Raw genomic sequence first — 20762 nt, 5'->3', positions numbered from 1 at the left:
ATTATTCAGATAATAATTCCTTTATTTGTTTAGCAAGTTCTTTATCTGTTCGTAGTTTGGACTCCTTGGTTAAAGAACCAATATTAGGAGTGAAAGAAATTTCAGGATTCATCAAAAGTTGAATTTCTGGATTTGGTTGATTTTCAAAAACATCAAGGGCGGCGTATTTAACGATTCCGTCTTTAATAGCATTAACCAAAGCGACTTCATCAACAAGTCTACCATGAGAAGCATTTATGATTCCAACACCTTGTTTCATATGCTCAAACTCTTTTGAAGCGATGATATAATCATCTTGTAAAGGAGCGTGAATGGAAATGAAATCAGATTTCATCAAAACTTCTTTAAAAGGTTCTTTTTCAACAGTAAAATCGATAGTTTGTCCGTTGAAAAAGCTTAAAGTAATTATCTTTTCTTCAGAATAGTCACCTGTAAAAATAACACGCATTCCAATTCCTAAGGCGAGTTTAGCAACTTCATCGGCTATTTCATTATCACCAATAATACCAATGGTTTTTCCTTTTAGTTCAATACCGTCAGCAAACTGTTTACGTAAACTATTAAACCTAGTCTCACCCTCTAAAGGCATTTCACGATTCGATTGGTGTAAAAACCGAGCGATACCAAATAGATGGGCAAATATTAATTCAGCAACGGCACTAGCTATCGCCAAAGGTGTATTAATAACATGTAGTCCATTCTCTCTAGCAAAATCAACATCGATATTGTCTAAATCAATTCCGGCTTTTCCTATTAATTTAAGACTAGGGCAGTCTTCAATAAGTTCTTGTCTTACCTGTGTTTTATCTGCTACCAGCAGTACATCAATCCCATTGTCATTAATATAATTCGGTAACTGATTTTGAGAAACTCTTACATCCATAACTTCAAAGCCATTTTCCTCTAGGGAAGAAATACCACTTTGAGAAATTCCATCATTTGCTAATATTTTCATCTTGTATTTTTATAAATCTTAATTGATCTATTGTTTATTTATTAAGCTTTTTTTTCTAATTCTTGCATAACATCTACTAAAACCTGAACACTGTATAACGGGAGTGCGTTGTACATACTTGCTCTATAACCACCGATACTTCTATGTCCATTCAGACCATTAATGCCAGCTTCTTTCCATAGTTCATCAAACTTTTTTGCTAAACTATCATTTTTTATAGTGAATGTCGCGTTCATATGACTCCTATCTTCTACATTGACTATTCCAGAAAAAAGAGGGTTTCTATCAATTTCATTGTATAAAAGCGTTGATTTTTTTTGGTTTACTTTTTCTATAAATGAAATACCGCCTATTTTTTTTAACCACTCAAGTGTTAACATAGAAACATACACAGCAAAAACCGAAGGCGTATTAAACATACTATCTTTTTCAATATGCGTTTTATAGTTTAACATTGAAGGTATTTTTCTTTTCACTTTTCCAAGTATATTTTTTTTAATGACTACCAAGGTAGTACCAGCAGGTCCCATATTTTTTTGAGCGCCAGCATAAATTAAATCAAATTCTGAAAAATTTAATTGCCTTGAAAAAATATCTGAACTCATATCACAAACTAGAGGTACCTGTGTTTTAGGAAAGCTCTTCATTTGCGTACCATAAATTGTATTATTGCTAGTACAATGAAAGTAGTCAGCATCTAAAGGAATTTCATATTTTTTTGGGATATAACTGAAGTTTTCTTTTTTTGAACTCGCTACCTCAACAAGGTCTCCAAATAAACTAGCTTCTTTAATAGCTTTACTACTCCAAGTACCTGTGTTTAAGTAAGCCGCTTTTTTATCAAGTAGGTTATAGGCCGTCATTAGAAATTGAGAGCTAGCTCCTCCTTGAAGAAACAGGGCATCATAACCTTTATTTTCAAGACCTAATAACTCAAGAGCTAAATTTCTTGCATTTTCTATAACATTAACAAAAGGTTTACTCCTATGAGAAATTTCAATAAGAGAAAGATTGTCGTTATTAAAATTAATAATTGCATCTGAAGCTTTTTTTAAAACCTCATCAGGCAGTATACATGGGCCGGCACTAAAATTGTGTTTTTTCATTTGATTTTATCTTCAGTAATTATTAACAGTTTTCTGTAACTCTTAATTAATATTGCCTATTTCTTTGTAGGTGAATTTGAGTTTTTTTGAATTTGATTTTGTATGTAATATTCCTGTTTTAATGTGTTGCAAATATCTGAATAAATAAAGCGATAATCTTACAGGTTAGCTAAAAAATTAAGAGTATTTACACCGTCAGCATAATCCCAAAGTTTAGGGTGTTGAGTTTGACCAAAAGGAATTTCTTTTTTTGTGAAATTATTAGCTACAATACATTGAATTTGTTCTTTGTCTTCATTTAACTTTGTTTTTAAATTGTCAATAACGTCATAGTATTCATAAAAAACAGAAGCAATAGGAGAGGCATAGCTTTGGTCTTCTTTGATCATTAAAAAACCATTTTCTAGTATATTAAATTCACTCATCAAATAAACGGCTTTGTTATAATCATAATTGTTGGCATATTTTGTATTGTTGATAATTTCGTTTTGATGATACATTCCTTTGAAAAAGTTATCAAAATTATATCCTTTTGGAACAAAAACTTTTGATACTGAACGACAGCCTAAACCAAAGTATCTAAAAACATCTTCACTTAAGTTATATAGGTCATTATCAGATTCATTACCTGTAATTACAGCAATAGAATTTCTACTTTTTCTTATAATATTTGGTTTTCCTTGAAAATAATACTCAAAATATCGGGCGGTATTATTGCTTCCTGTTGCTATTACTGCATCAAAATCAGAGAGCTTTTCTTTTGTGAAAGTAATTTTTCCTTTTAGTTCAGGTAAAACATACTCAAGATATTTAGCCAAAAAAGGTAATAAGTGTTGATCATTTGAAGATTGTTTTATCAAAATAGAGTGTCCAGAAATAAGAACAGATAAAAAGTCGTGAAAACCAACAAGAGGAATGTTTCCAGCCATTATTACGGCGACTATTTTTTCTTCACTTAGCCCTAAGTTTTCCTTTAGAATCCAAGATTCTAGGTTTTTTTTGCTTAAAGCTTTTGACCAATTTTCAATTGCAAACAGTAAATTTTCTTGCGTAAACCAAGTGTTAGATTCTTGAGCTAGTTTTAATTGATGTTTAAAACCATCAAAAAATAGTTCATTATAAGGGATGTCTTTACCTTGTTTAATTTCTTTTGAAGAAAATTGGCTTAAAAAATCACCTAGTTTTTTAAAAGCAATTAATCTACGTTTTATCTTGTCCATTTATATTGTTTCTAAATTAAATTGGATTTACTTTTGTAAAGCAAAGTTACAAAACTGAAAGAGATTTTTTATGGCAATAATAATAACAGATGAATGTATAAATTGTGGTGCTTGCGAACCAGAGTGTCCTAATACTGCAATATACGAAGGCGCTGATGATTGGCGTTATGCTGATGGTACAGATTTAGAAGGTAATATCGTATTACCAAATGGACATAGTGCCAACGCAGAAGAAGAGCAAGAGCCAATTTCTGATGAAGTTTATTATATCGTAGCAGATAAATGTACGGAGTGTAAAGGTTTCCATGAGGAACCCCAATGTGCAGCTGTTTGTCCTGTAGATTGTTGCGTACCCGATGAAGATAATGAAGAAACAGAAGAAGAATTATTGGCAAAACAAAAGTTTATGCACAATGAATAGCAATTGATTATTTAAAAAGGGTTCACAATATTTACATTTATGATTTTTTAAAAAAAATTAGAAATAGAAAGACAATGTTATTTTTTGCAATTTCTTTCTATAATGTCTTTAAATTGTATAAGGAAATAGATTTTTTTAATAAAGTTTTGATAAAGTTTAAATAATTGGTGTTAACAAATACATTTGAAAGGTTACAAAAATTATCTAAAGATGCGTTATGTTCGACTTCATGTCTTTTCGTGTTTTGGTTATCATAAAACTAACTCCGCATTTTTTTGAAACCAATGCGAAATTATATACCAGTATATTTTACATTTTTAGAACCTGAGAATTTTTTTAATTTATTATTACCAGTTACATGACGTGTCCAATTAACCTATTTTAACAATCCTAAAAAAATATTTCTTTATTTTTTTAAAACCTTTCATTTAGACTAAAATCAATAAAATTACTGCAATTTCTAAATTATAAAGAGTTAGTATTTTATCCACGGTACCCAGTTCTGGATAATCTTATAAACAAAATAAGTTATTAAACCTTTTAAACTAGATAATTTTTTCATTAGGAAATATCTATGTCTCTTCAACATGACGATTAAAATACTCAATGAATGAAATTATAAGTATTTTCTTTAATGTCGGAATCAATTATCATTTGATTAGTTTTATGCCAGACCTAAAAAAAGATAATGATTACACTTTGAGAGAAAATGAAATATTCAGGTCGTGTAAAATAATTGGAATGTAATTGGAACTAAACCCTTGAATTTATTTGATATGACAGGAAATAAACTATTCAACGGTAACATTGTTGTGATAGATATAAAAAATAATACCTTTGGAATCGAAAATTAACTTTTACTAATTTAAGACGTGTATAAAACAGCTAATAAGAGCTAAACTAAAATTTATGTATATTTAGAAACTCTGCCAAATTTTTAATTCGGCTTTTTAAAAGAGAAAATTAAAAACAAACCATTATCATGATAAAATTAAGGAAGTTAAAACTTAATGATTTAAAAGCCTATGGGTACTGGAAGTCACCTGAACATAGCTATCATTCCTTAAATGGACCTTATTTTAAAAAAGATTCTAAAGAAGAAATTGAGAATATAATTCAAGGCTTAAAAAATGAATTTTTAAAAGGAGAAGATGTTTTAGATAACAAGAGAATCATTTCGAATAATAAAAATGAAATTATCGGAGAAGTAAGCTGGTATTGGAGATCAAAAGAGACTAATTGGTTAGAAATAGGAATTGTAATTTTTAATGAAAATTTTTGGGGTAAAGGAATTGGATACTTAGCATTAAAACTATGGATAAACGAAGTGTTCAATGAAAAAAAAGAACTGTTGAGACTTGGAATTTCAACTTGGTCGGGAAATTTAGGAATGATAAAGTTAGCAGAAAAACTAGGTATGAAGAAAGAGGCTGAATATCGAAAAGCGAGAATTGTAAATGGAAAGTATTTTGATTCAGTTAGCTATGGGGTATTAAGAGAAGAGTGGGAAAAACAAAATAACTAGCTATCTAGCAATAACAAAAAAATATAAGCGATATTAAAATGACAGCTTATACTAAATGCTAAGCAAAATTAATCTAATAAAATGGAAATAGAATTTGAATTTGAAATGAATGATTTGATGGAATTTCATAAAAATTACATGAAGAATTCTAAACAATTTAGACGAATAAAAATAATCGCGGTAGCTATGATGCCTTTAATTTTTAGTGTGATTATAATTATTGAATTAATAAAAGGAACGTTTTATCCTTTAGGAATACTAATATTTGGAGTCGCATCCATATTGTGGATTGTATTTTACCCTAAAAGAATGGACAAAACGGCCCTTGCTAAGACAAAAAAAATAATTGAGGAAGGTGATAATACTGGAATTTTAGGCATGCATAAAATTACATTGAATGACGAAGAAATTATCCATGTTGAGCCTGAATCAGAGCGAAAAATTAAATGGAAAGGTATCAAAAAATTAGAAGAAAATGATACTCATTATTTTCTCTATAACACAGCTATATCTGCAATTATAATACCGAAACAAAAGGTTCTTAACGATATAGAAAAGCTTGATAAAAAATTAAAAAGCAACATTGCATAACTCCGTGTTAAAATAAATCTATAAATTAGTTTACCAATATTATTGGTAATGCTTATTGATTTTCTTATTTATAATGCAAGAGTTTTATTAGAAAACAGGAATGTTTTAAAAAATAATTAAAATATTTAATACAGACATTTGATGTAAATTTATTCGGTACAATTGAATTAACTGAAAAACTAATTTCTAAGTTTAACTCTAATGGACAAACAATTAATTTTATCTCTGATTGAAGTTCATTTAACAAAAAAGTAGATAACAAAATCTAAAATACGTTAAAACGTAGTGTATAGACTATCTGATAATTTATCTCTTCTTTTTGTCCTACGTCTATGCTTTTGGTTTACTAAATGACGAAGGCGACTATTTAGTTAACTGATTATAAACAAGCCTTCCAATATTTTTTTGGGGCGTAATGATTGTTCACATTGAAATTGGTCTCGGAGCAATGTAGGAAGTTCAATCGTAGGATTATTGCAATTCAAAAAAACGGAGCTAACAGGAAACTAACTTTTGGAGAGTTTCTTAAAAGAAATTTACTTAGCTTAATCGATATGTTCTTTTTTAGACTAATCGGAATTGTCACTATAAAAAAACAGATAAAAATCAACGATTAGTAGACATTTGGAAAAATACAATTATAGTTTTGAATTAAAACTCACTAAATAATAATAACGTATGCCAAGACCACCTAAACTGCATTAAAGTATAGATAAGGCAAACCGTTGAAGTTCATTGTAAAAAAACACTAATTATATAAAAATTAAACAAAATTGATTTTTATGAAGTAAATCTGATAAATATTATTAAATATAATTTTGAAGAAAGTATTCTTTACTTTTGAATTTGATAAAAAGATTTTCTACTTATGCTTACTAAACAACCGACTAAAAAAAAAGTATCGCAAACATTTGTAAGTAATTTTACATTGCGTTGGATTCAAAAAGCACTAAAATTAATCCCTTTTTCTTTAGTAGTTAATCATTTAGCAAATCGTGATAGTTTTTTTAATAGTGAATCATATAGGTTTCCTATTTAAGGGTTTCTGTCAACCATTATTTTAACTATTCTAGTAGGGATCATAGCGGACTTTAATTTAAAATTTTATAAGAAAAAGTATTTTTATAAAAAGATACAAATGGGCACGATTGTGAACTTTATACTGTCTACGTTAGGATATATTGCAATCATGTATATTCCTGCAAATATTATTATAGATATAATTGCAGATGGACAAACAGAATTCTATTATTTATTAATTGGTTTACTACTTAGCTTATTAACGTGTTCTATTTTTATATGCTTATTGTATGCGCAGGACATATATAATTTATACCAGTTATCTATAAAAAAAGCTGAAATTACTATTGAAAGTGGTGCTAAAATGACGAAACTCACCTACGAGAATATTGCGGTCTTTTACAGTGAAAATAAAATTGTGTATACGATTCAGAATGATGGTACAACACTTAATACCAACTTTACATTAAATGAACTTGAAGAAAAAATAAATGATCAATTATTTTTTAGAGCCAACCGACAAATTATCATTCATAAAGATGCTATATACGTAATTCAAAAGGTAGAAAATGGTAAGTTACGTATTCTGTTAAAAGCTTCTATTGGAAACGATACAATTACTGAAATCAATATCAGTCGTTACAAACGAAAAGCATTTATAGATTGGTATCAATAGATAAATGCTAAAAAAATTCCTACTATTCAGTTATAATTTTTGACCATTGAGTAAAAACATTAGTATTAAAAGGAATTTACAAAGATTTTGTTCATTATTTCGCTTAGTATTTAAAAATCAAAAAACAATGAATAGATTAGATTTACGAAAAATAGTAATTCCATTAATCACATTTGCCATTATATGCTCATTTTAGTTTGGCTCATTTCGAATCAGGTAGAGAATATTATTATTTCTATACTTATTATTACAGCAAATTATATAGAATACAAAGGAAAACCTTTTTCAGCACTAGGGTTTCGATATGAAAAATTTACATTCAAAAATATTTTTATACTAGCTCCATTAGTTGCTTTAGGGCTCTTTATTTTCTATGTTTTCGCATTAGTTCCTAGAATTACAAAACTTACAGGAGTTCCTATTGATTTATCAAGCCTCGAAGATTTGAGAGGAAATTTTTCTGCTTGTTTAACTATTTTAGCACTAGTTTGGGCTACTGCTGGATTTGGAGAAGAAATTATCTTTCGCGGTTATTTTATGAGACAATTCACAAAGTTTTTTGGAGCTAGCAAAGTAAGTATTTTGTTTAATATTATTCTACTTTCTTGTTTTTTGGGCTTTATGTATGGTCATCAAGGAATTACTGGGCAACTTGTTGCAGGAATAGTCGGAGCGCTTTTAGCCTTGATATTTTATATTCGTAAATACGATTTGTGGTTTAATATTGCTGTACATGGTTTTTTTAATACCATCGCTATAATTTGTATTTACTTTGGTTTAATGTAGTAATAATAAAATAACAAGAGGTATGGAACTTACTCATTAAACTTGGCTTTTTTAAAATGTACTTTATACTTTAAATTACTAAAAAAATTAAAACAATTTTAAAAATACAGAAATAAACGATACCCCAAATATCACTAAACATTTTAATAAAAATGACAAAAATTAATGTAGTTTTCTTATTAGTATTTACTTTATTCTTAACTAATTGTTCTAACGATGACGATAATACTAACTCAACTGAAATAGATTTTAGCGGAGAATGGATAGGAACTGAATTTTTAATTGATGAACCTTATGACTTTAATAATGATGGAATCTTGGGTACTGATTATAAAATAGAATTACCTTGTTTAATTCAAAATATAACTTTAAATTCAAATGGGACAGGCTTGTTTAAAGCTAATATTCATAGTGCACAGAATGGTACTTTAGAATGTGTCGGATATAAAGAAACTCTCATAAATTGGGAGCTAAATTCATCACAAACAAAAGTATTATTAAATGCTTTTGACGAAACAATTGAAATTGATATTGTTAATAAAAATATAATTGAACGATTTTCTGAAGCATTATTGGATGAAGAGATTGGGATTTCAGGAAAAGTAGTTTACAAAAGAGAATAACGTTTGCTAAAAAATCGCACAAAAATATACTTGCCACAGAACACCTTTATTAAGGTGTTTTTTGCTTAAATTTATTAGAACTGTTGATCAAAAATTGAAAATTTTTGTTACTTTATGTAAATGCCTGTAAACGTTTATATTTGTGGCGGAAATATACACAATTGTGTATCTGCATTAATTATAGGGTATTTAAAAAAATAACCAACATTTGAAGAGAAAATCATTATATATTGAAACCAAAATAAAATGTGACTTAGACGAGCTGTGGACAAAAACACAAGAACCTTCATTACATCAAGAGTGGGATTTGAGGTTTTCCGAAATTTCATATTTACCCCAAAAAGATCCAAAATCCCCACAAGAGTTTCTATACTCAACAAAAATTGGACTCGGAATTAAGGTAAACGGAATTGGAGAAAGTGTTGCAAACAAAACCAAAGAAAACGGAGAAAGTACATCAGTTTTAAAATTTTCTTCAGATAGCCAAATCTCAATAATAAAAAAAGGTTCAGGATACTGGAAATATATTCCAAAAGCAGATGGAATAAAATTTTTTACAGGTTATGACTATGAAACACGTTGGGGAGGGCTAGGAAGATTAATTGACAAATTAATTTTTAGACCATTAATGATTTGGGCAACTGCTTGGAGTTTTGACTGCTTGAAAAATTGGATTGAAAAAGGATTTCATCCAAAGCAATCTATAAATGCTCTATTATCTGTTTTGTTTGTAAATTTAACATTAGGAATCATTTGGATTTATCAGGGACTAATTCCAAAAATACTTTTTACTGACTCGGGAGAAATTGAAATATTAAGACAATTGAGATTATTTAATGGGTATGAAGAAAATATTTTGATCATTATCGGAATAGCAGAAATTTCTTTTGGAATTACGTTAATCTTAATTCAAAGAAAATCATTTCAATACCTGAACATCTTAAGCTTACTCATTCTTTCGATAGGAGCAATTTTTAGCGACTTGATTATTTTCACACTTCCATTTAATCCATTTTCCCTAAACATATCAATGATAGCTCTTTCTGTAATAGCAATTTTTAATTTCCGCTATTTGCCAAAGGCTTCTAATTGTATTACAAAACAGAAATAATGAAATCAATATATCAAAAAGCTTTAGGTTCAAACTTTAACAAACTTCATCCAAAGATTCAAAAGCGATTTGGCTTTAACAGTACTGACAAAATTGCCTCGGTTGGAAAAGGAGTTATGCAAAGTGTTTGGTATGGTAAACCATTTATATTGCCATTTCTTTACATTGGAACGTGGAGAAATATCATGTTTCCGCAGAAAGGAAAATATATTCCTTTTACAATTGAAAACTACGCTTACAAAGACAAGTTTGGAAGAGAAACAGTTACATGGGTTCGTAAATACCAATTTCCAAAACGTGTTCGACGATTTGACGCAACAATGATTTACAGCGAGCAAAGAAAAAGAATTGTAGACTATTTAGGAACACATCAACATCTTGCCGTCGATATTGAAATGACTGTTGCTGAAAACGGTGGTATAAAACTTCGATCAGGAGAACAACGATTTTATGAAGGCTTTTTAAATTTTAAATTTCCAATGCTATTCTCAGGAGAAGCAAATGTCTGCGAGTGGTATGACGACAAGGAGCAAAAATTTAAAATCTCTGTTGTGGTTAGTAACAAAATTTGGGGAAAATTATTTGGCTATGAAGGAACATTTGAAACGGAGTTTAAAACAGTAAGTTCAATTACAGAAATTCCAAAAAACGTATTGCCATTAAGAGAAGAAATAAGAGAATAGAATAAAAATATCATACAACAATAGATACATTTCATAGCGTACTGAAAACCAATGTAAACTATGTCCAAACCGTTAAAATGTACGTGCCGAAAAGTACCTATTATGGTGTTTTTTCGTGTTTGTAATCTTTGAAACTGCAACAAATAAAAATATTTTTGCGCAATACCTTATAACCCTATTTGCTTCACAGGGCTAATGCTTAAATGTAGGTTGAAAATGTTTGAAGTTATAAAATGTAAAAAGAAAGCTATTAAATTTGTTTGTGTCTTTTTATTAAAAATTGCAAATCAAATAAATTTGGGTAATTTAAACTATGTTGAGAATAGACAAAAATACTTAACTGAAGTAGGAAAAGGGTGTTTTCGTAATACAGAAAGGTTAGTTTGTAATAGTCAAAAAAGGGGAAAATTACAAGGAATTATTTAATGATAGAAAATTAAAATAAAAAACCTTCTTTGACTAACAAAGAAGGTTTTTTATTTTTTTATAATTTAAATTTCCATTGAATGATATACCTGATTTACATCATCGTCTTCTTCAAGTTTATCTAAGAGTTTCTCAACCTCTTCCTTTTGTTCATCAGATAAAGCGCTTGTAGTCGTTGGAATTCTTTCAAATTCAGAAGAGAGAATTTCTAAATTATTTTCTTCCAAATATTTTTGAATAGCCCCAAATTGTTCAAAAGGAGCATATATAAGAATACCATCTTCATCTTTAAAAACTTCCTCCACATCAAACTCAATCATTTCAAGTTCAAATTCTTCAAGATCCATTCCTAAAGAAGATTCATTTATTCTAAAGTTTACTGTATGATCAAACATAAAAGCAACAGATCCAGAAGTACCTAAGTTTCCATTACATTTGTTAAAAGCAGCACGAACATTTGCGACAGTTCTGTTGTTATTATTCGTTGCTGTTTCCACTAATACGGCGATACCGTGTGGAGCGTACCCTTCAAAAAGAACTTCTTTATAATTCTCTGTATTTTTGTCAGACGCTTTTTTTATTGCACGAGCAATATTATCTTTAGGCATGTTTGCCGCCTTTGCATTTTGAATAACGACACGTAAACGAGAATTCGATTCAGGATTAGGCCCACCTTCTTTAACAGCCATTACGATGTCTTTACCAATACGAGTAAAGGTCTTGGCCATAGCTGACCAACGTTTCATTTTTCTTGCTTTCCTAAATTCAAATGCTCTTCCCATTTCTAAAAAATTGTTTAGTATATGCAAATGTAATTATTGCAGTAAAAATTTACAATTAAAATCTTTTTTTGAATAAAATATCTTTATTTTTTTTGTCATAGCTTTTCCAAGTGCCAACTTGAACCCCTTTTTTAAATTTACCAGAAATTTTTATGTTACCATTCCTGTAATATTCTTTATAATAACCATGTTTTAAACCATTTTTAAGTTCAACTTCAATATGAATTTTTCCATTTTCATATTTTTTTATATATTCTGAAGCGCTTAAATCGTTAGGATATATTTCTGGTAATTTGAAAATTGTTTCTTGCGTGATAATGGTGTCCAAATTTTTTGATATTTTTTGAACAAGTATATCTCGTAATTTTTGATCTTCTTTTTGATGTTGTAAAACAGTTTGTGGATTTTCGTAGCCAATCACTAGATAATTTTCAAAAAAATCTCCTTCAGATATCAATTGTAATCCTATTTGAGAAAAAGAAATAATATATTCTTTATTTTTACGAATACTATTTTTTGTTTTTGAATCAGCAAGAGAATATAGTTCATCATAAATATAAGGAGTATTTACATAAGCGAAAACGCTTGATTTTTCATCAAATTGATCGTTAAAATCTAAATAGTTTTGATTAGAAGCTAATGTGTATCCAATGAGTTGTGTATTTATAATTTCTTTCAAAGTATTCGGACTGTTACTAAAAACAATATAATTGTCAATAATGGTAAAGTAGGGTTTTTCCATTTTTGAAAATAAATTACCCGCAAGCATTTTAAAAAAGCCTTTTAAATCTAAAAAATTAATATCATAGCCTTTGTAGTTGATATGTTTGAATTTTAAAGGGGTTTTTTCTTTTATTCTAGACAGGATAAATTCTAGTTTTTCTCTAGCTTGTTCAATATCTTTCGTAGCCAAAACAACGGCAATATTTTGCTTCTTTTTTGAAATTTCATCATTGATATGTAATAAAGCAATTTCATTTCCAATCCAACTAAATATTGCATCTTTTACATCAATATCAAGCATACTTTCAACATCACTTAATTGCTTATTGTAATTATCAAATAGTGTTTGATTTTCTTCTTTGAGAGCTTCAAAATTTTCATAAAAAACATTAAAACTGTCAAAAGCAAAGCTTACGTATAAAGCTGTATTTTTAGGGGCAATCTTAGCTATAGTCCTTTTTCCTTTTCCTGATTTTTGAAGAGCTTTTAAATAGCTTTGAGATGTTAAATCAAAATTGGTAAACCCGTCAGCTTGAATAGTAGTACCCTCTTTAAGACCAATATTAAATCCTGAATATAGCCAAGATTTTTCCTTGGCGTTTTGATTTTTTGCTCCAATTTTATTAGAAAAACACGCTAAATAGTTATTGAAGTATTTATACTGAATGAATAATTTAAAAAGACCATCATCAGGAGTTTCCTTATTAATTTCAATGTAATTAACATCTCTTCCGATTACAGGTATTTGATATTGATCAATTGATTTTTCTACGAGTAGATGTGTATAAGAGGCGATAAATTGATTTTTTAAAAAACTAACATAAAGTGTTTCCCTCTCTTTTTTATCGAAGATTTCTGTAATTTCCTGATTTTTGTATATGCGTTTGGTAACTTCAAAATTATTTCCAGCAAGTTTAGCAATTGAATTTTTTAAAAACTCTAGTTTCGATAGCTTTTCAATATCAACAGTATAGAATAGACCAATACTTTTAGGTTTATAAACATGGAGCGATATTAAGAAATCACGTTCACCAAGAAATTCTATTAGGTGTTTTTGTTCTTTAAAAGATTTGTCTATCGTGCTTAAACTTTTTGCTATGTTGTTGAAGTAATCATTTTTTTGGAGATGTTCCCATATTACACTGTTACTTATTTCATCCCAAGTATCAATAGGTCTTTCAGTATCAATAATAAATACAGCATCGTCAGGGATCAGATAAATCGGATTTATATTATCTTCATTTGGAGAAACAAAAATATAGGTTTGATAGGTTATAAAGATTCCAAATAAAATAAAACAGCTGATGATAAACTTCTTTTTCATTTGTATGGGGTTTCAATTGTGATTTTACATAAATATTATACTTGAATAACGCCCAGGTTGAATGGCTTTTGGATAGGAGCGTGGTTAGCGGCTTCTATTCCCATAGAAACCCACTTTCTAGTATCCAAAGGATCAATAATTGCGTCTGTCCAAATTCTGGCGGCAGCGTAATATGGAGAAATCTGATTATCATAACGAGATTTGATCTTTTCAAATAATTCTTTCTCCTTTTCAGGAGTGATTTCTTCTCCTTTTTTCTTTAAAGCAGCGGTCTCAATTTGTAATAAAACTTTGGCTGCAGAAGCACCACTCATAACAGCTAGTTCAGCACTCGGCCAAGCGGCAATTAACCTAGGGTCATAGGCTTTACCACACATAGCGTAATTTCCTGCTCCATAGGAGTTTCCTATTATAATGGTAAATTTAGGGACCACAGAGTTGCTGACAGCATTTACCATTTTTGCACCGTCCTTAATAATTCCGCCATGTTCCGATTTACTTCCAACCATAAATCCTGTAACGTCTTGCAAAAAAACCAATGGTATTTTTTTCTGGTTACAATTAGCAATAAAACGGGTTGCCTTATCGGCAGAGTCATTATAAATAACACCACCAAATTGCATTTCTCCTTTTTTGGTTTTGACTAATTTACGCTGATTTGCGACGATTCCAACTGACCAACCATCAATTCTGGCATACCCCGTTATGATACTTTGTCCATAGCCTTCCTTATATTCTTTAAAATCAGAATTATCCACCAAACGTTTTATAATTTCGAGCATATCATACTGCTCGTGACGAGCTTTTGGAAGAATCCCGTAAATTTCATTTTCATTTTCTTTTGGAGGAAGTGCTTCTTTTCTATTAAACCCAGCCTTGTCGTAATTTCCAATTTTGTCAATAATATTTTTTATAGTATTTAAAGCGTCTTTATCGTCTTTTGCTTTATAATCGGTTACTCCTGAAATTTCACAATGTGTTGAGGCTCCACCTAAAGTTTCATTATCAATAGTTTCTCCAATAGCGGCTTTTACTAAATAACTTCCTGCTAAGAAAATACTTCCTGTTTTATCAACAATTAGGGCTTCATCACTCATAATTGGTAGATAAGCTCCACCCGCTACACAACTACCCATAACTGCAGCAATTTGCGTAATACCCATACTACTCATTACCGCGTTGTTTCTAAAAATTCTTCCGAAATGTTCTTTATCTGGAAAGATTTCATCTTGCATAGGTAAATAAACCCCGGCTGAATCTACTAAGTAAATAATAGGCAATTTATTTTCAATAGCAATTTCCTGAGCTCTTAAATTTTTTTTCCCGGTAATAGGGAACCAAGCTCCGGCTTTTACTGTTGCATCATTGGCAACAACGATACATTGTTTTCCTTGTATATATCCGATTTTAACAACAACTCCTCCTGAGGGACAGCCTCCATGTTCTTTATACATGTCTTCTCCCGCAAAGGCGGCTATTTCAATAGATTTACTGTTATCATCCAATAAATAATCAACACGCTCTCTGGCAGTCATTTTGCCTTTTTCATGGAGTTTATCAATTCTACTCTGACCTCCGCCAAGTTTTACTTTGGCTAGGCGTCTGCGTAAATCTGATAATAAAAGCTTATTGTGATCTTCGTTTTTGTTAAAGGTAAGGTTCATAAAGATATTATCGTTGTTTGTAAGTTAGTGCTAAAATAATAAATTACTGAATAAGCATCAAAGTGAAAATGTAGACTTTCAATTAGCTATCAAATTTTATTAGGACTTTTTGTTTTAAAATATTCCTTAAGAATAATTATTAAGTATTTCTGATACCGTTTTCTCAATATTTTTGTATTCAACAGCTCTTTCAAGTCTGGACGGTTCTGCCACACGAACATCGCAATCGTTTAGCGAACATGTTTCACAAGTAACGCCAACTTCTTTAGTTTCTATTTCACTGTTATCAATAAATTTAAGTTTCTTTTTCAAATGAGAGGAAATAAGAAAGCCAATAGAGATACTTCTATTTAATTCTTTTCGAAATGGATCAGGTGTTGCAGATGACAAGACTAAATATTTATTTTCTGGGTTTTCGTAGGATGATATTTGAATTCCAAAAGCAGAATTTGTGTTTGTTTTTTCTAATTTTTTAATAGACTGAATTGAAACCCATCGCCTACAATAGTGCTCATTGTTTCTATTTGCGTGAGGTGTTTGCTGTTGAGTTATGTGTAGTTCTTTGGTAAGTCTAAATTTTGGTGAGCCCAACTTGTGTGTAAAACGAAGGAAAAATAAATTCTTTATGTGAAAAAATTTAGGAAGAATGTTTGTTAACCTTTGGTAAAAACTTTCTTCTGAACAATTATAGGTCTCAATAATTTTTATAAATTCTTCTTTATCCCAGTTTTTTAAACTAAAAAACACATTTAATCGTTCAACCAAAGTTTTTTTAGGAATAATTAAAGCGCCAGCAAAATAAGAAGCTATAAAATTATTTAAAACTTGATCAAAGTTATCAAATTTCACCCAGGGAAATGTGTTTAGTCTATGTGTTATTTTTAAATGGTTGTACGCTAGTTCTTTGGCGTAAATAAAAGTTTTTTGAGCTTCAGAGATATCGCTACTGATAAGGAGTGTTTTTTTTGAGGGAATGTATATATTTCTTAATTCAAGTAAATTGGAGTGTTTGTTGAGTTCTTTATTGTCTATGGTATAACCAAATTCTTCAATTAAAATTTCTTCCAAGTCTTGTGAAAAAATTTTAGTTTCAAGATTGATATGATAAGAATTCGCAAAATTTTCAACATGCTCTTCGATTTCCTCGAAATAGTTATTATGAGCCTCTTGATAGGACCTTAGTGAGGCTAAAAAAAAGCTTTCTCTAGTAAGGTTGTAATTCTGAGATATCTTAATAATCGTACTTATGAATGCATTTACTTTAGCCGGGGCATTGGCAACAATATCAATTAAGTTTTTTTCTTGAATCCCAAATAGCTCTAGTGGAATTTCTTTTAAAATTTTTGATTTTAAAATTTCACCAATGGGTGCTAAATTTTTGTCTAGTTTTAAAGAAACTAAATGATCATAAGGAACGTCTAGCTGTTCTGAGAAAATTGCAATTTTATCTGGTTTTGGATATTTTTTACCTTTTTCAATTTCGTTTAAATAAGATTTAGATAATCCTGTAAGTTTTGCTAAACCAAAAAGAGATAATTTTTTTTCTGTTCTTATTTGTTTGAGTTTAAGCCCAAAAATGAGTCGAATATATTCATCTTCTATATGCATAAAATCAAAGGTAATAATAAATAGCGAATAAATAAATTTAGAAAACTTTTAAAAAATAGCGAACGTTCGCTTGTGGAGTTCAAAAATAATTCCTATCATTGTTGTGTCAAATAAAAAATGATAATCATGAACACAGAAGCAATTACCGAAAAAATTAAATTAACAGGTTTTAAAACAGATAGCTACAAGGAGGTGTTAACAGAGGAAGCGTTAAATTTTTTAGTCGTTTTACATGAGAAGTTTAACAAAAAAAGATTATCATTATTAGAAGATAGAAAAATCTATCAAGCTTATTTTGATGCTGGTAACTTTCCTAATTTTCCTGAAGAGACTAAAGATATACGAGAGTCAGATTGGGTTTGTGCACCGCTACCAAAAGATTTATTAGATAGAAGGGTGGAGATTACAGGTCCAGTAGATCGTAAAATGATTATAAATGCTTTAAATTCTGGTTCTAAAACTTTTATGGCTGATTTTGAAGATAGTAATTCACCAACTATTGAAAATATTTTAGATGGTCAGATAAATTTACGTGATGCTGTAAATGGAACAATCTCTTTGTATGATGAGAGGAAAGGTAAGAGTTACCAATTAAATGAAATTACATCGGTATTATTGGTTAGACCAAGAGGTTTACATTTGAATGAGCGTCATATAATCATTAATGGCGAGGAGATTAGTGCTTCTCTGGTAGATTTTGGATTGTACTTTTTTCATAACATTCAAAGATTATTAAAAAAGGACTCTGCAACCTATTTTTATTTACCTAAATTAGAACATTATCTGGAAGCACGTTGGTGGAATGAAGTGTTTGTTTTCGCTCAAGATTATTTAAAAATTCTTCAAGGAACTATAAAGGCAACAGTTTTAATTGAGACTATTACGGCAAGTTTTCAACTTGATGAAATTATATATGAATTAAAAAATCATATGGCAGGTTTGAATTGTGGGCGATGGGATTATATATTCTCTTACATTAAAAAATTTAGAAAGCACAAAGATTTTATTGTACCGAATAGAAGTCAAGTAACCATGCAAACACCATTTATGGAGGCATATTCACTTCGAGTAATTCAAAAGTGTCATAAACGTGGAGTTCATGCAATGGGAGGTATGGCTGCACAAATTCCGGTAAAAAATAATGAAGAAGCAAACAATCAAGCTTTTTTAAAAGTAAAAAAAGATAAAGAGCAAGAAGCGAAGAATGGGCATGACGGTACATGGGTGGCACATCCGGCTCTGGTAGAAATAGCAATGGATGTATTTAATAAATATATGCCAAATAAAAATCAAATAGATAAAAGAATTGATGATTTAATAATTACAGAGCAGTCATTAGTAGAATTGCCAAAAGGAACAATAACTGAGCAAGGTATTAGAGATAATATCAATGTAGGGATCTTATATATTGAAAGTTGGTTAACCGGAAATGGTGCGGCCGCTCTATATAATTTGATGGAAGACGCCGCAACCGCCGAAATATCTAGAACTCAAATTTGGCAGTGGCTTCGAAGCCAAGTTTCTTTAGACAGTGGTCAATTGTTTGATGAAGGCTTGTATCATTCCTTAAAAGAAGAAGAAATAAAGAAAATTAAAGATTTGGTTAGTGAAGACAGCTTTAATTCGGGTAGATTTAATGAGGCAATAGCATTGTTTGATCAACTTGTTTTAACGGAAGATTTTATTGAATTTTTAACCTTACCAGCATACAAAATTTTATAAAAAAAACCCCACAAATGCGGCAACATTTGCAGGGCCATAAGAATTATTATTTAAAACTTATTTCAAAGTACAATATTATGAAAAATATAGAAAAAACAAGTTATAGATCGGCATTAGAAACGGTACTTGAGCTAAAAGAAAAGTATGGAGATAAATGGAGCGCTATTAAGTCTCATAATGCAGCCAGAATGATTACTCAAAACCAATTTAAAACAGGTTTAGATATAGCACAGTATACAGCTAATATTATTAGAAAAGATATGGCTGATTATGATAAAAACCCTTCTAATTATACACAATCGCTAGGATGCTGGCATGGTTTCGTGGCTCAACAGAAAATGATCGCAGTAAAAAAGCACTACAAAACAACGAATAAGAAATATTTATACTTATCAGGTTGGATGGTCGCTGCATTACGTTCTGAGTTTGGGCCACTGCCTGACCAGTCAATGCATGAAAAAATAGCTGTACCAGCGCTTATTGAAGAGATTTATAACTTTTTAAGACAAGCAGACGCTATAGAATTGAATGATTTGTACAGGAGACTTGAAAATGGTGAAGATGTTCAGGCTGCTATTGATAATTTCGAAACACATATTGTACCAATTATAGCTGATATTGATGCAGGTTTTGGTAATGAAGAGGCAACATATTTATTAGCAAAAAAAATGATTCAGGCTGGGGCTTGTGCTATTCAAATTGAAAATCAAGTGTCAGATGCTAAACAATGCGGTCATCAAGATGGTAAAGTAACTGTTCCTCACGAAGATTTTATAGCAAAGTTGAATGCCGTTAGGTATGCATTTTTGGAATTAGGCATTGATAATGGAGTGATTGTAGCCAGAACGGATTCTGAAGGAGCGGGTTTAACTCAAAAATTGCCTGTAAGTAAAGAACCAGGAGATTTAGCTTCAAAATACTTAGACTTTGTAGAGTGTGAGGAGGTAAGCATTGAAAATGTTTCAGATAATGAAGTACTTTTAAAAAGAAAAGGGAAGCTGGTTAGACCAGTAAGATTAGCAAATGGACTCTATAAGTTTAGAGAGGGAACTAATATTGATAGGGTAGTGTTAGACTGTATAACAAGTTTACAAAATGGTGCAGATTTATTATGGATTGAAACACCAACTCCACATGTTGGGCAAATAGCTAGTATGGTAAATAGAGTTAAAGAAGTAATACCCAATGCAAAATTAGTATATAATAACTCACCGTCGTTTAACTGGACCTTAAATTTTAGAAATCAGGTGTACGATGAAATGTTAGCAGAAGGAGAAAATATGACAGCTTATGATCGAAATAATTTAATGGATGCTGAATATGATGAGTCAGAACTTTGTTTTAGAGCTGATGAAAAAATTAAGTCTTTTCAACTAGATGCGGCGAGAGAAGCAGGAGTATTTCATCACTTAATTACGTTACCTACCTATCATACAACAGCACTTCATATGAATGATTTAACAGAAGGTTATTTTGGAGAAATGGGAATGTTGGCTTATGTAAAAGGAGTACAAAGACAAGAAATAAGAAAAGGAGTGTCATGTGTAAAACATCAAAGAATGGCTGGATCTGATTTAGGTGACGATCATAAAACCTTTTTTGCTGGTGATAATGCTTTAAAAGCTGGAGGATCTAAAAACACTTCAAACCAGTTTGAGGTAAAAAAAGTGATTAAGAAAACTACCAAAAAGGAAACAGCAATAGCTTAATTAATTAAAATAGATGAAAAAGAAAAAATACCTTAAATAAAATTTATTTTATGATAGAAAGGTAATATTTTGAAGTAAAAAAAGCAG

Annotated in this window: 19 protein-coding genes; 12 read left to right on the top strand and 7 right to left on the bottom strand. The window is 30.0% G+C overall.

What is annotated here, in order from left to right:
• Window position 1: 1 nt before the first annotated feature.
• The 3 genes from AC2GW8_RS03170 to AC2GW8_RS03160 all read right to left on the bottom strand — a co-directional run bounded on the left by AC2GW8_RS03170 (window position 2) and on the right by AC2GW8_RS03160 (window position 3281).
• Entirely contained in the window at window positions 2-955 is a 954-nt protein-coding gene (locus tag AC2GW8_RS03170) for an NAD(P)-dependent oxidoreductase (protein ID WP_440881344.1), read from the bottom strand.
• Between the two features lie 41 nt (window positions 956-996).
• A complete protein-coding gene (gene serC, locus AC2GW8_RS03165; protein ID WP_440881343.1) occupies window positions 997-2061 on the bottom strand; it encodes a 3-phosphoserine/phosphohydroxythreonine transaminase in 1065 nt (354 codons plus the stop codon).
• 158 nt (window positions 2062-2219) lie between these two features.
• Window positions 2220-3281, bottom strand: coding sequence for an acyl-CoA reductase (locus AC2GW8_RS03160; RefSeq protein WP_440881342.1), 1062 nt, complete (start codon window positions 3279-3281; stop codon window positions 2220-2222).
• Between the two features lie 70 nt (window positions 3282-3351).
• Here AC2GW8_RS03160 and AC2GW8_RS03155 point away from each other — a divergent pair, with 70 nt between their 5' ends.
• The 10 genes from AC2GW8_RS03155 (at window position 3352) to AC2GW8_RS03110 (ending at window position 10717) form a co-directional block, all read left to right on the top strand.
• Window positions 3352-3702: a 4Fe-4S dicluster domain-containing protein gene (locus AC2GW8_RS03155; RefSeq protein WP_440881341.1), complete on the top strand. Its 351-nt coding sequence runs from the start codon at window positions 3352-3354 to the stop codon at window positions 3700-3702.
• 606 nt (window positions 3703-4308) lie between these two features.
• Complete coding sequence (locus AC2GW8_RS03150; RefSeq protein ID WP_440881340.1) at window positions 4309-4449, top strand: hypothetical protein; 141 nt, start codon at window positions 4309-4311, stop codon at window positions 4447-4449.
• Window positions 4450-4684: 235 nt separating this feature from the next.
• Window positions 4685-5227 carry a GNAT family N-acetyltransferase gene (locus AC2GW8_RS03145; protein WP_440881339.1) on the top strand — a complete coding sequence of 181 codons (543 nt, stop codon included), beginning with the start codon at window positions 4685-4687 and terminating at the stop codon, window positions 5225-5227.
• An 81-nt stretch (window positions 5228-5308) separates the two neighbouring features.
• Window positions 5309-5818: a YcxB family protein gene (locus AC2GW8_RS03140; protein WP_440881338.1), complete on the top strand. Its 510-nt coding sequence runs from the start codon at window positions 5309-5311 to the stop codon at window positions 5816-5818.
• Window positions 5819-6686: 868 nt separating this feature from the next.
• On the top strand, window positions 6687-6857 hold the full coding sequence (locus AC2GW8_RS03135) for a hypothetical protein (RefSeq protein WP_440881337.1): 171 nt from the start codon (window positions 6687-6689) through the stop codon (window positions 6855-6857).
• 99 nt (window positions 6858-6956) lie between these two features.
• On the top strand, window positions 6957-7514 hold the full coding sequence (locus AC2GW8_RS03130) for a LytR/AlgR family response regulator transcription factor (RefSeq protein ID WP_440881336.1): 558 nt from the start codon (window positions 6957-6959) through the stop codon (window positions 7512-7514).
• Window positions 7515-7697: 183 nt separating this feature from the next.
• On the top strand, window positions 7698-8300 hold the full coding sequence (locus AC2GW8_RS03125; RefSeq protein WP_440881335.1) for a CPBP family intramembrane glutamic endopeptidase: 603 nt from the start codon (window positions 7698-7700) through the stop codon (window positions 8298-8300).
• Window positions 8301-8452: 152 nt separating this feature from the next.
• Window positions 8453-8923, top strand: coding sequence for a hypothetical protein (locus tag AC2GW8_RS03120; protein ID WP_440881334.1), 471 nt, complete (start codon window positions 8453-8455; stop codon window positions 8921-8923).
• A gap of 208 nt (window positions 8924-9131) precedes the next feature.
• Complete coding sequence (locus tag AC2GW8_RS03115) at window positions 9132-10034, top strand: DoxX-like family protein (protein WP_440881333.1); 903 nt, start codon at window positions 9132-9134, stop codon at window positions 10032-10034.
• Window positions 10034-10717 (top strand): DUF4166 domain-containing protein, encoded by a 684-nt coding sequence (locus AC2GW8_RS03110; protein WP_440881332.1) that lies wholly within the window; start codon window positions 10034-10036, stop codon window positions 10715-10717. Before AC2GW8_RS03115 ends, AC2GW8_RS03110 begins: the two co-directional genes overlap by 1 nt.
• Window positions 10718-11208: 491 nt before the next feature.
• Here the strand turns inward: AC2GW8_RS03110 and AC2GW8_RS03105 are convergent, their stop codons facing one another.
• The 4 genes from AC2GW8_RS03105 to AC2GW8_RS03090 all read right to left on the bottom strand — a co-directional run bounded on the left by AC2GW8_RS03105 (window position 11209) and on the right by AC2GW8_RS03090 (window position 17244).
• On the bottom strand, window positions 11209-11925 hold the full coding sequence (locus AC2GW8_RS03105; RefSeq protein WP_440881331.1) for a YebC/PmpR family DNA-binding transcriptional regulator: 717 nt from the start codon (window positions 11923-11925) through the stop codon (window positions 11209-11211).
• A 55-nt stretch (window positions 11926-11980) separates the two neighbouring features.
• Window positions 11981-13972, bottom strand: coding sequence for a DUF3352 domain-containing protein (locus AC2GW8_RS03100; RefSeq protein WP_440881330.1), 1992 nt, complete (start codon window positions 13970-13972; stop codon window positions 11981-11983).
• 35 nt (window positions 13973-14007) lie between these two features.
• Window positions 14008-15636 (bottom strand): acyl-CoA carboxylase subunit beta, encoded by a 1629-nt coding sequence (locus AC2GW8_RS03095; protein ID WP_440881329.1) that lies wholly within the window; start codon window positions 15634-15636, stop codon window positions 14008-14010.
• A gap of 126 nt (window positions 15637-15762) precedes the next feature.
• Window positions 15763-17244, bottom strand: a complete 1482-nt coding sequence (locus AC2GW8_RS03090; RefSeq protein ID WP_440881328.1) for a helix-turn-helix domain-containing protein — start codon at window positions 17242-17244, stop codon at window positions 15763-15765.
• Window positions 17245-17370: 126 nt separating this feature from the next.
• Here AC2GW8_RS03090 and aceB point away from each other — a divergent pair, with 126 nt between their 5' ends.
• Together aceB and AC2GW8_RS03080 are read left to right on the top strand one after the other, a co-directional pair.
• The gene (gene aceB, locus AC2GW8_RS03085) at window positions 17371-18966 is read left to right on the top strand and encodes a malate synthase A (RefSeq protein WP_440881327.1); all 1596 of its coding nucleotides are present in this window, start codon (window positions 17371-17373) and stop codon (window positions 18964-18966) included.
• A 77-nt stretch (window positions 18967-19043) separates the two neighbouring features.
• Window positions 19044-20675: an isocitrate lyase gene (locus AC2GW8_RS03080; protein WP_440881326.1), complete on the top strand. Its 1632-nt coding sequence runs from the start codon at window positions 19044-19046 to the stop codon at window positions 20673-20675.
• Window positions 20676-20762 lie beyond the last annotated feature (87 nt).

It is taken from the genome of Tenacibaculum profundi, from assembly GCF_057162725.1.
The sequence above is the reverse complement of the archived record's forward strand: the minus strand, read 5'-3'. Positions and strand labels throughout refer to the sequence as shown.

Coding starts and splice junctions, on each gene's coding strand:
- AC2GW8_RS03150 (WP_440881340.1), top strand. CDS start 4,309: ATGAATGAAATTATAAGTATTTTCTTTAATGTCGGAATCAATTATCAT.
- AC2GW8_RS03130 (WP_440881336.1), top strand. CDS start 6,957: ATGGGCACGATTGTGAACTTTATACTGTCTACGTTAGGATATATTGCA.
- AC2GW8_RS03095 (WP_440881329.1), bottom strand. CDS start 15,636: ATGAACCTTACCTTTAACAAAAACGAAGATCACAATAAGCTTTTATTA.
- serC (WP_440881343.1), bottom strand. CDS start 2,061: ATGAAAAAACACAATTTTAGTGCCGGCCCATGTATACTGCCTGATGAG.
- AC2GW8_RS03125 (WP_440881335.1), top strand. CDS start 7,698: ATGCTCATTTTAGTTTGGCTCATTTCGAATCAGGTAGAGAATATTATT.
- AC2GW8_RS03090 (WP_440881328.1), bottom strand. CDS start 17,244: ATGCATATAGAAGATGAATATATTCGACTCATTTTTGGGCTTAAACTC.
- AC2GW8_RS03135 (WP_440881337.1), top strand. CDS start 6,687: ATGCTTACTAAACAACCGACTAAAAAAAAAGTATCGCAAACATTTGTA.
- AC2GW8_RS03145 (WP_440881339.1), top strand. CDS start 4,685: ATGATAAAATTAAGGAAGTTAAAACTTAATGATTTAAAAGCCTATGGG.
- AC2GW8_RS03160 (WP_440881342.1), bottom strand. CDS start 3,281: ATGGACAAGATAAAACGTAGATTAATTGCTTTTAAAAAACTAGGTGAT.
- AC2GW8_RS03170 (WP_440881344.1), bottom strand. CDS start 955: ATGAAAATATTAGCAAATGATGGAATTTCTCAAAGTGGTATTTCTTCC.
- AC2GW8_RS03105 (WP_440881331.1), bottom strand. CDS start 11,925: ATGGGAAGAGCATTTGAATTTAGGAAAGCAAGAAAAATGAAACGTTGG.
- AC2GW8_RS03140 (WP_440881338.1), top strand. CDS start 5,309: ATGGAAATAGAATTTGAATTTGAAATGAATGATTTGATGGAATTTCAT.
- AC2GW8_RS03155 (WP_440881341.1), top strand. CDS start 3,352: ATGGCAATAATAATAACAGATGAATGTATAAATTGTGGTGCTTGCGAA.
- aceB (WP_440881327.1), top strand. CDS start 17,371: ATGAACACAGAAGCAATTACCGAAAAAATTAAATTAACAGGTTTTAAA.
- AC2GW8_RS03100 (WP_440881330.1), bottom strand. CDS start 13,972: ATGAAAAAGAAGTTTATCATCAGCTGTTTTATTTTATTTGGAATCTTT.
- AC2GW8_RS03080 (WP_440881326.1), top strand. CDS start 19,044: ATGAAAAATATAGAAAAAACAAGTTATAGATCGGCATTAGAAACGGTA.
- AC2GW8_RS03120 (WP_440881334.1), top strand. CDS start 8,453: ATGACAAAAATTAATGTAGTTTTCTTATTAGTATTTACTTTATTCTTA.
- AC2GW8_RS03110 (WP_440881332.1), top strand. CDS start 10,034: ATGAAATCAATATATCAAAAAGCTTTAGGTTCAAACTTTAACAAACTT.